The organism is Ectobacillus panaciterrae DSM 19096 (assembly GCF_000430785.1).
GTDB classification, from domain to species: domain Bacteria; phylum Bacillota; class Bacilli; order Bacillales; family Bacillaceae_G; genus Ectobacillus; species Ectobacillus panaciterrae.
Window position 1 is genome coordinate 4,615 of record NZ_KE387258.1, and the last position, 9,490, is coordinate 14,104.

Consider the following 9,490-nt stretch of genomic DNA (forward strand, 5'->3'; position numbering starts at 1 on the left):
CCCTAAACTTTGGAAAGAGTGTAGCTGACAATGCTTGGGGCATGTTCACCACATTCCTGCGATATAAGTTAGAGGAACAGGGGAAGAGACTGATCAAAATCGACAAGTGGTTCCCTTCTTCCAAAACTTGTTCCTGTTGCGGTCAAGTAAAAGCAGAACTGTCTCTTTCTGAACGGACATTCCAATGTGAATGTGGATTCACGGCGGATAGAGACCATAATGCTTCTATCAATATCAAACGAGAGGGCTTACGCCTGTTAGCATAAACATATAGAGCACGGAATAGGCTCGATAGCTCAGTCCATTTCGTACCATGAGGTGCGAGTACCTGAGAAGCCCCCACCTCTAAGCGTTAGCGTAGGTGGCGGGTAGTTCACAAGTCCTGTCTTTAATCTTATCGATATATATAGGAAATTAAGGTACGTTTATAATGAATATTCCTGATTCATCTACTAGCAACAACCTTTGCGAAAAGAGACATACGAAAAGACACTCCCCAAAAGAAGTGTCTCTCAATCTTCTTTGTCCCCATCCCCGCCGCTGTCCCCTCCGGAATCGCTGCCGGAGTCATTTTCGGAGTCCGAGTCGGTATCGGAGTCCCACAGCTGCTGGTTGTCTAACGAAGTGTGCTTCGTACTTTTCGTTCCTATCAAAAGCATCAAAATCGATAAAACAAAGAATGCAATAATAGCGATAAACACTAAAGCTATAAATGACATATTCCATCCCCCTCGCTTTAATATATGCGAGGGAATTCGTGTTCTTTCCATAGAAAAGCGCAACCGGCTCGTTCAGGCGCTGGAGCTGGACATAATCCATAAAAAAATCAGCTCCCCAAGCATGAATGCAGTTGGAGAACTGATTGTCCCGAAAGTTAGTTGTTGCCGTTGTCAAGGCCGCCTGACTGTTCGTTGTTTCCTGTGTCGTCAGATGTTTTGCCAGAGTTGCCAGAGTCGTCAGATCCTTCTTGCTGTTTTTCATCCTTCGCAGGCTGCTTGGAGTCAGTGTTTTGCTTTTCATCCTTCGCAGGCTGTTTTTCTTCTTGTTTCACAGGGGCAGTTACTTGCTCTGCTTTGATGTCCGCAATTGTTTTGTCAAAGAATTTTTCTGGATTTACGGCTGTACCGTCTTTGCGGATTTCAAAGTGAACGTGGTAGCCTGCTTCCTTGTTGATTTCGCTTAAACCAGCTTTTCCAAGGACATCGCCTTGTGCTACTGCGTCACCCACTTCTACTTGTGCGCTTTCTAGGCTTTGGTAGGATGTTGTGACACCGTTGCCGCTGTCGACTGTTACAACATATCCAAGCAAGGAATCCTTATCAGCTTTTGTAACTGTACCGCTGATCGCTGCTGTCACGTCAAATGATTTGCCGTCCTTTGCCGCGATGTCGATACCCGTGTTTGGAGAATATGTGTTGTTATAGGATACAAGTGCCGCTTCTTGTTCTTGTGCAGTTGCCTTGTCATCATAGAACTTTTTCTTCACTGCCACTTGATCAGCATTTGCTGTCGGCATTTTTACGACTTCAGACGACTTCGTTACAGGAACTGCCGCATCGTTCTGCTGGCTGTATGGCGCTGACGGCTTTTTCGGATCCTTCTTCTTGTCGTTTGTCGCTTGGAACCAAAGAGCTGCCGTTAAGATTACAGCTGCACATACAATGTAAACTGTCGGGAATACCCAACGTTTTTGAAATAAATGAACTACTTTACGAGATTGCTTTTTTTCTCCATCTCTCATTTGATTATCACCTCAGCAATCATTGTGAACAATATTCAAATAATCTATACACGGGGCAAATGATTATTTTTCGACATACGTATATTTTTTATGCATGTTTTTTTGTTGTTTTTCGTAGAAACAGGACGAATGACAAATAAAGACCGATATAAGTCGGTCTTTATGTATGTCTTATTGAAAGTTCAGCCACAGCAAAAAGAGCATCGATATTTTTCGATACTCTTTTTCTAAAACCTTTCTTTATTAATACTCTTCGATATGAGTAACTTTAACTTTGTTCCAAATAGAAACCCAGTTCTTTAGTCAGCTGAGCTCGGGATCGGGGTTTCGTCTATTCTCGTCTTAGTCAGGTAGATAACTAAGCCTAGGATCGTTACGAGGAAGATCGCGCTAGTTCCCACTGTACCCAAACCAAGGCCGCCCGCATGGCGAGACTGTGACAGGTAGTCGCCAAAAGAGGCGCCGAAAGGACGGGTCAAGATGTAAGCGAGCCAGAAGGCTAACACTGCATTCAGCTGGATACGGTAGTAGGCGATCGTCACCACCCCTATTAGTGCAGCGAACATGAGCGCTGAGTTCCAGTAACCCAAGTTGAGACCCTCTGCTATGAGGTCACCGGCTGCGGTTCCCAAGGCGAAGGTGAACAGGATGGCCAACCAATAGAACGCTTCCCGCTTGGTCGTGTAGATGGAGTGAATGGACAGCGTTTTCTCACTCGCGTACCAAGCCGCAAAGGTCGCCAGCAACGCGAGAGTGAAGATGATGGTGGTCGTCTCTAGAGCGACACCTAAGTTGTCCGTGAGGTTGTCGGTGACCAGTGTGCCGACAACGCTGATCAGTACGACCGCGAGCCAGTAGACTCTTGGCACGTACTTCCTCGACCTGAACTGGAAGAACAGTGTGATGAGCAAGAGGACGCTCATGACCAAGGTCGTGTTGGTCAAGCCCCAGTGCAAGTTAAAGTTCAGGAAGTCTGCGGCCGTTTCGCCCACAGTGGTTGCCATGATCTTGATGATCCAGAAGAAAATCGTGACTTCCGGAACCTTGTTCAACATCTGCCGGCCTCGTGATGGGGCGGCAGCGACTTCATCAGAAATGGATGGATTTTTCCTATTATTATCCTGAGCCTGCTCATAATATTCCATTTATGAATCCTCCTTATTTTCTCTTTGCGCCTGCACTATAAGTGCTGCAATAAACAGCAGCATCTTTGAAAATTACGCCTCCTTCAGCTCTCCTATTTTCATTGACAACAAATCACCTGCTGTTTCATCTAATGTAGTGGCACAAATCTTCATTATCCAAAAGAGAATCGTGACCTGTGCCATTTTATTCATTCGTGATTTCTCTCACCTTTTTGCACTATATTTCTATGTATGTTGAATTGTCCGCATGGCCATTCATATATTGAATTGTCCACGAAAACAAGAATTTTCTTGAACTATGTACAAGTGAATAAAAAAACCGTCTTTTTATAGTGGGGAGATCATCCGGCGATGTGCAGAAGCGGTCAAACCTTTGTCGTGGTTCATGCAAGGGTAAACCAGAGAGAAGAAGCATACAATACTCCCTTTTGGTTGCACATAGCATATGGAAAGGTCGAAATTATCATTCACTCATATATACAATCCAAACTATACCCTCTTAACATTAGAAAACAATGAGAATACAATGAAATTTACCTGAAATCCCCAGAAAAATTTTTTCCATTTCAAGCATAGGGAGAAATTCAACACTCTCATCAACTCCTCTCCCTTGAACACTTGCCCAAAATACTAGATTTACTATCCAAACAGGATTTCCGAAAAAAATGTGTAAATATAACACTATAACTTACAGAGAGGCAGGGATGGCATGAAGAATTGGGAAGTTATCTTAAGCGTCGCAGGAGAAGGCGGCGGCATTCAATTGTGCGGCCAAAAAAGAGACGATGGTACTTGGAGCTTTGCGCGATATATAAATGAGCTGACATTTGATGATGCCGGACCGATTGATGCGCACTCCCATGTTGTGCACACATGGGAAGAAGCGCTGGAGCTGATTGAAAGCTATCCTTGGACTCAATTATCGCCGCAGGAGGTGCATCCGGAATTTCGTCTGCACATATGGAAGGAAGCAGAAAGCAGCGGCTCGCGGCTTGATCAATGGCGCGATATATGCAAAATCTCGGACATCGAGCTTCTCACGGATTGGATTGCTTCCTCCCGTTATATGGTCGTATTGACCGGCGCCGGCATGAGCACGGAGAGCGGCGTGCCTGATTTCCGTTCACAAAAAGGGCTATGGACGAAATATGATCCATTTGCGGTTTCGCATATCGATATGCTTGAAAAAGACTATCCTGCCTTTCATGAATTTTACAGCTATCGCATGTGCGAATTGAAAAAAGTGCAGCCAAACGACGGCCACAAAATTCTGTCCCGCTGGCAGAAGGAAGGCATCGTAAAGTTTCTCGCAACGCAGAACGTAGAGAATCTCCATCAGCACGCCGGCAGCACGGACGTAGCCCAGCTTCACGGCGGCTTGGAGACAGTGCAATGCCACAGCTGCGGTTCCCCAGCCTCAACAGACAGCTTTATTGAAAGAGAATCGTGCGCCGCTTGCGGCGGAAACCTTCGTCCAAACATCACTCTATTTGGAGAAATGCTTCCGCAGGATATATGGAACCGGACGTTTGAAGAAATTGCAAAATCCGATTTGCTTCTCATTATCGGCACAAGCTTACAAGTCTCCCCCGTGAATCAGCTGCCAAAGGAGGCAGGCGGAAAAGTGGTCGTGCTGAATTTAGATGAAACACCGTTTGACCAAGACTTTGACTTGGTTATTCGGGGCAAGGCCGGAGATGTGCTGCGGCAGGCAGAACGGCAGCTGACGGCTTCTAAAAAGTAAATAGAGAAGACTCGCTTTCTGGCAGAAAGCGAGTCTTCTACTCTTTCCATCTTTCATTCTTAATATCACGAAAAAACATGATTCACCTGTTCATTTCCAGTATGATATTGTTACGACTAGATTTTTTCTTTGTGGGACGTTTTTAGAAAAAACGTCTCTTTTTTTTCTGTCTTTTACGTAAATCTTGTAGAGTTTTAAGTCCTGTTATAACTGCGGCAAACGCTGATGCTGCTAGCCCGAACAGCTGTAACAACTGCTCTATATGCTGGAGCACGTTTCTCACCTGCTTTCATTAATAAAAAAGCCCTTATACAGTCATCAGACGGTATAGGGCTTCTTGCAATGTTAAGGATTACAAATAGAACGATATATACAAGTAAATAAAAAAACGTCTTTTGATAGTGGGGAGAGATTATCCGGCGACGTGCAGAAGCGCTCAAACCTTTGTAGCAGTTCATACAAAGGTAAACCAAAGAGAAGAAGCATACCATACTCCCTTTTGATTGCACATAGCACATAGAACAAAAGGAAAACTGCGCTCGCTCCCTCTCTATGGTTTCCCCCTGCATGGGCCACGAAAAGGGTTTGACCGTTTCTACGCTTAGCCGGATGCTCTCTCCCACCTAAAAGAAAAGTTTTTATATCGATTTTTTTAGCAGCATTTATATAGATAAGTTGGATGTTCCTTGTAGAATCCATAGTTTTTAGTAAAATATTGTATTTGGTTTTACTTTTTGAGCCGCTTCTGTTTGAAGCTGCAAAAATCCGTTTCCTTGTTCTTCCCTGCTGTATCCCAGGGAAACTGTATGCTCAATTAATGCTTTGTATATTTCCGGCTCAGTAATAGCTCCCTTTGTCAAAGCTTCGTACTGTTGAATCAAGAGGGCTATCGCTCCGGATACATGGGGCGTTGCCATGGAAGTGCCGGTCAGTACCGCAAACCGATTCGATGGATAAGTAGAAAGAATTTTTTCTCCAGGTGCTACTAAGTCAATTTCATCATTTGTATTACTAAAATCAGATAGACGTTTTTGCAGACTCACAGATCCTACTTCTACAACTTCCTGATAAGCTCCCGGATAGCTGTACTCACCTGTTGTCCCATCACCATCTCCTTCGTTGCCCGCTGCACATACTACTATGATATTTTGTTTAACGGCCTCTTGAATCGCTTTATGGAGATCTGGATCATCTTCCGGTCCCCCTAATGACATGGATATGATCCGTACCGTTTCCCCTTTGGCTCCTCTCCATTTTGCAGCATATCGAATCGCATTTGTAATAGACTCTATTGTACCTTCTCCCGTGCCGGTCAAGACCTTTAAAACAAGCATTTTCGCCTTTGGAGCTACCCCCACTACGCCTTGCTCATTTTTTGCAGCGGCAATGGTACCGCAAACATGTGTCCCGTGACCATTATTATCAAGAAATACGTTAGGATCTCCTCCGTAGTCGTCCGTAAAGTTATAACCGCCAATAATACGTTCCCGTAAATCGGGATGATCTGTCTGACAGCCCGTATCAATAACAGCCACTACTACATTGTCTCCATCGTATCCTTTTTCCCACATAGCTGGCGCCTGTATTAATGCGACTCCTGGAGGCACCTCTTTTGTACGATCTCGGACTTCTTCTAGTTTGTAAGGAATCAATCTGAATTTTGACACATTCATCCTCTCCTTTTCGGAATATTTGTATTCCTATAAGAGTCAAATCTAGGAAGTCATATGATGTATATTCTGCATTTATCCCTCATTCACCTCTTTTTATACGAACTAATGTTCTTGTTTTGCGAAAAATACATGAAATAAATATCCGTATATATAAATTATTTATAATTCTGGCGTTTTCATTTGCTATTTCGAACAAAACGGCATTGGCACTTACTTCCTCTCTCTGGTTTACCCTTGCATGAACCAAGGGTTTGACCGCTTCTATGCGTCGCCGGATGCTCTCGCCCCACTATAAAAAGACGATTTTTTTATTCAGTTTTACATAGAAATCTTCTTCCAAATTTGGAAATCCACTTGCATCTACCCTTCACATCCTTACCCATATGCTGTATGATTCATATTGGACTACAACAAACATCTAGCTACGAGGTGCAAACATGAAAAAAATTTGTGTATATGCCGGCTCTAATTTAGGAGTAAGACCAGAATTTCAAACTTATGCCAGACAACTTGGGGAAGAAATTGTAAAACGCGGATTTGAGCTAGTATATGGCGGCTCTCGTATTGGTTTGATGGGAGAAGTAGCAAATACAGTCCTCGAATTAGGCGGTGCTGTAACAGGAGTTATGCCAAAAGGGCTTTTTAGGGGCGAAATCGTTCATACAGGATTATCTGAATTAATTGAAGTAGATAGCATGCACCAAAGAAAAGCAACAATGATTGAACTGGCTGATGGCTTTGTTGCCTTGCCTGGGGGATATGGCACATTTGAAGAACTATTCGAAGTAATGTGTTGGGCCCAAATAGGTATCCATCAGAAACCGATCGGGATCTTTAATATCGCAGGCTATTATACACCTTTATTAAATATGATCCATCATGCTGCTACAGAGGAATTTATGAATCCCAATCATTTAGACCTAATTGTATCGGCAACGAATGCCAATGAATTATTTGAGAAAATGCAAACATATACCCCTCCTGTTCTGAAGAATAAGTGGAGACAATTAGCTGAGGAATAAGAAAAGCGGAGCCGGCTCGTTCAGGTGCAGAACCAGAGGTTCTTACCCCTCAAAGGCGCTTTTTGCCTTTGTGAGGGTAAGGTTCTCTGGTGGCAGCACCTTGCCGGCGGAGCTAGACATGCCCCCAATTTTCTGAATCCTTTAAAAAGGACAGCATTTGCTGTCCTTTTCTAATTATTGCCCATACCGATCGTTCTGACGTAACGATACGACATATACCTCTCCTGCTCATTACTGAAGCGGCTTATTTTTTCAGATACTCTTACAAAATTTCTTGCTTCATAAAAAGGAATGCCTTTTTCATTTCCTTTTGCTACAGAAACCCATTGCTTTACCATGCCCTGTTTATATTGTATGTCAGTAAGGAAATCTAAAAGCAAAGTGCCGATTCCTTGACCTCTGCGTTCATAATCAACATAAAATCCGAATATCTCCCCGGTTTGTGAATCGATCGGCCCGCCTGCGATAGTTCCGACTACAATGTCGTCCTCAAGAGCCACATACCATGTATAATGTCCTTCTTCCGATGCCATAATCTCATCATAGATTCGATTATAGTTATAATAATTTTTTATAACCCTCTCTATATAATCAGAACTTCTTATCTCCGTATAAGTAGAGCGCCACCCCTTTATACATACCGATAAAATGCCGTCTATGTGTTCAGGAGCAGCTTTAGTCAGTATAAATTCAGATGCACGATCCTGTTTACTCCCTATACCTGCTTTGCTCTTTATAGCCACTTCCGATCCCTCCAGCTTGATTTATATAAGATCGAGACATAAATAATGAATTATTATATCATTTGATTGAATAAAAATACACAATTATATATGAATGATTTATGATTTCGACATTTCAATGTGCTGTGCGCAGCAAAACGGCATTGGCGCTTTCTTCCTATCTATGGTTTACCCTTGCATGGATCACTACAAGGGTTTGACCGCTTCCGCACGTCGCCGGATGCTCTCACCCACTGTAAAAAGACGGTTTTTTATTCCGTTGTATATAAATATAAAAATTCAAACGGCTGATAGGTCTTAATGTCTTATCAACCGTTCTTTATATAACAAAAGCTATCGGCAGTTATCCTTCAGGGAGAATGATTGTAATGCCACAATTTCTCAAATATATGGTGAAAACTTTACAGAATGTAATGTAGCTCTTTCCCAACGATGATTAGTATAACTGCCATTCTTTACCTACATAATAAACGCCCAATTGCACATTTTAAAGAATGTATAACTTATTAAGGAGGAATACAGTTGAAAAAAATAACAATATTTTTTATCGTTTGTCTGGTAATCATTTCAATGTTTGGTTGTACAGCTGCCAGAAATCAAAAAACCGCCCTCGAAGGTCCTAGAGACAATAGGATGCGGAATGTGCGATACACTGGTGACAATGCTCGATACACTGACAATGCTCGATACACTGACAATGTTAATGTTCCACCAGTTAGAAATGTTCGCACTCCAGCCGATACGCGGTTAGCAGTGGCGGATGCGGCTGCTGATCGAATTGTCAGATTACCCGAAGTAAACGGTGCAAATGTTATCGTTACAAACCGAAACGCTTATGTTGCAGTTGGCTTACGTGATGGAGTAAAAGGACAATTAACAGATGCGCTAGAGCGAAAAATTGCAGATGAAGTAAGAGCTACAGATCCAAATATTCAGAACGTATATGTGTCAACAAATCCTGATTTTGTAGACCGAATGAGGGATTATACAAGAAAAATTCGTGAAGGCCGTCCGGTAACAGGGTTATTTGAAGAGTTTACTGAAGCAACTCGAAGAGTATTTCCTAATGCTCGTTAAATTCCCGTAAATCCATTATCGAATACCTAGCTACATCCTTTTTAGGGGTAGCGGCACACATCCATCAACTTAAGCATTTAGGCTATTCTTAAAGTTAAAAGCACGTTACTATTCTCTTATGTTAATGAGAAAGGGTGACGTGCTTTTTATGAATATGCGTCAAAAACAAGAGTTGTCTTTATTTGCCGAAGAGTTGTATCGGTATATGTCTCCCGCTGCATTGAATCAATTAGCTATAGAAGCAGGCGGAATGAAACGAAAACGGAAGTGTTATGGACACCATTTTTTATCTTTGTGTGTATGGTTAAATCAACAAATCGCTACTACCTCGCTTACTCAACTTTG

Annotated in this window: 9 protein-coding genes and 1 pseudogene; 5 read left to right on the plus strand and 5 right to left on the minus strand. The window is 42.7% G+C overall.

Annotated features, from left to right (window positions below; all coding sequences use genetic code 11):
- Positions 1 to 266 (plus strand): RNA-guided endonuclease InsQ/TnpB family protein (locus H540_RS32835; protein ID WP_155891181.1); only part of this gene is annotated, 266 nt, incomplete at its 5' end.
- A 246-nt stretch (positions 267 to 512) separates the two neighbouring features.
- Here the strand turns inward: H540_RS32835 and H540_RS0128590 are convergent.
- The 3 genes from H540_RS0128590 to H540_RS0128600 form a co-directional block, all read right to left on the minus strand.
- Positions 513 to 719, minus strand: coding sequence for a hypothetical protein (locus H540_RS0128590; RefSeq protein ID WP_028403466.1), 207 nt, complete (start codon positions 717 to 719; stop codon positions 513 to 515).
- A gap of 155 nt (positions 720 to 874) precedes the next feature.
- Positions 875 to 1,741, minus strand: coding sequence for a stage II sporulation protein SpoIIQ (spoIIQ, locus tag H540_RS31230; protein ID WP_051317335.1), 867 nt, complete (start codon positions 1,739 to 1,741; stop codon positions 875 to 877).
- A 299-nt stretch (positions 1,742 to 2,040) separates the two neighbouring features.
- Positions 2,041 to 2,886 carry a COG4705 family protein gene (locus H540_RS0128600; protein WP_028403467.1) on the minus strand — a complete coding sequence of 282 codons (846 nt, stop codon included), beginning with the start codon at positions 2,884 to 2,886 and terminating at the stop codon, positions 2,041 to 2,043.
- A 709-nt stretch (positions 2,887 to 3,595) separates the two neighbouring features.
- On the opposite strand from H540_RS0128600, the gene H540_RS0128610 reads away from it, so the two are divergent.
- The gene (locus tag H540_RS0128610) at positions 3,596 to 4,630 is read left to right on the plus strand and encodes an SIR2 family NAD-dependent protein deacylase (protein WP_155891180.1); all 1,035 of its coding nucleotides are present in this window, start codon (positions 3,596 to 3,598) and stop codon (positions 4,628 to 4,630) included.
- Positions 4,631 to 5,334: 704 nt separating this feature from the next.
- Here the strand turns inward: H540_RS0128610 and H540_RS0128620 are convergent.
- Positions 5,335 to 6,297 (minus strand): S8 family peptidase, encoded by a 963-nt coding sequence (locus H540_RS0128620; protein ID WP_028403469.1) that lies wholly within the window; start codon positions 6,295 to 6,297, stop codon positions 5,335 to 5,337.
- A 443-nt stretch (positions 6,298 to 6,740) separates the two neighbouring features.
- Here H540_RS0128620 and H540_RS0128625 point away from each other — a divergent pair, with 443 nt between their 5' ends.
- Positions 6,741 to 7,325, plus strand: a complete 585-nt coding sequence (locus tag H540_RS0128625) for an LOG family protein (protein WP_028403470.1) — start codon at positions 6,741 to 6,743, stop codon at positions 7,323 to 7,325.
- 170 nt (positions 7,326 to 7,495) lie between these two features.
- Here H540_RS0128625 and H540_RS0128630 read toward each other — a convergent pair whose 3' ends face one another.
- The gene (locus H540_RS0128630; RefSeq protein WP_051317336.1) at positions 7,496 to 8,068 is read right to left on the minus strand and encodes a GNAT family N-acetyltransferase; all 573 of its coding nucleotides are present in this window, start codon (positions 8,066 to 8,068) and stop codon (positions 7,496 to 7,498) included.
- 522 nt (positions 8,069 to 8,590) lie between these two features.
- Here H540_RS0128630 and H540_RS0128635 point away from each other — a divergent pair.
- Positions 8,591 to 9,145 carry a YhcN/YlaJ family sporulation lipoprotein gene (locus H540_RS0128635; RefSeq protein WP_028403472.1) on the plus strand — a complete coding sequence of 185 codons (555 nt, stop codon included), beginning with the start codon at positions 8,591 to 8,593 and terminating at the stop codon, positions 9,143 to 9,145.
- A 148-nt stretch (positions 9,146 to 9,293) separates the two neighbouring features.
- Positions 9,294 to 9,490 (plus strand): annotated as a pseudogene (locus H540_RS32840) (IS4 family transposase); the annotation flags it as partial.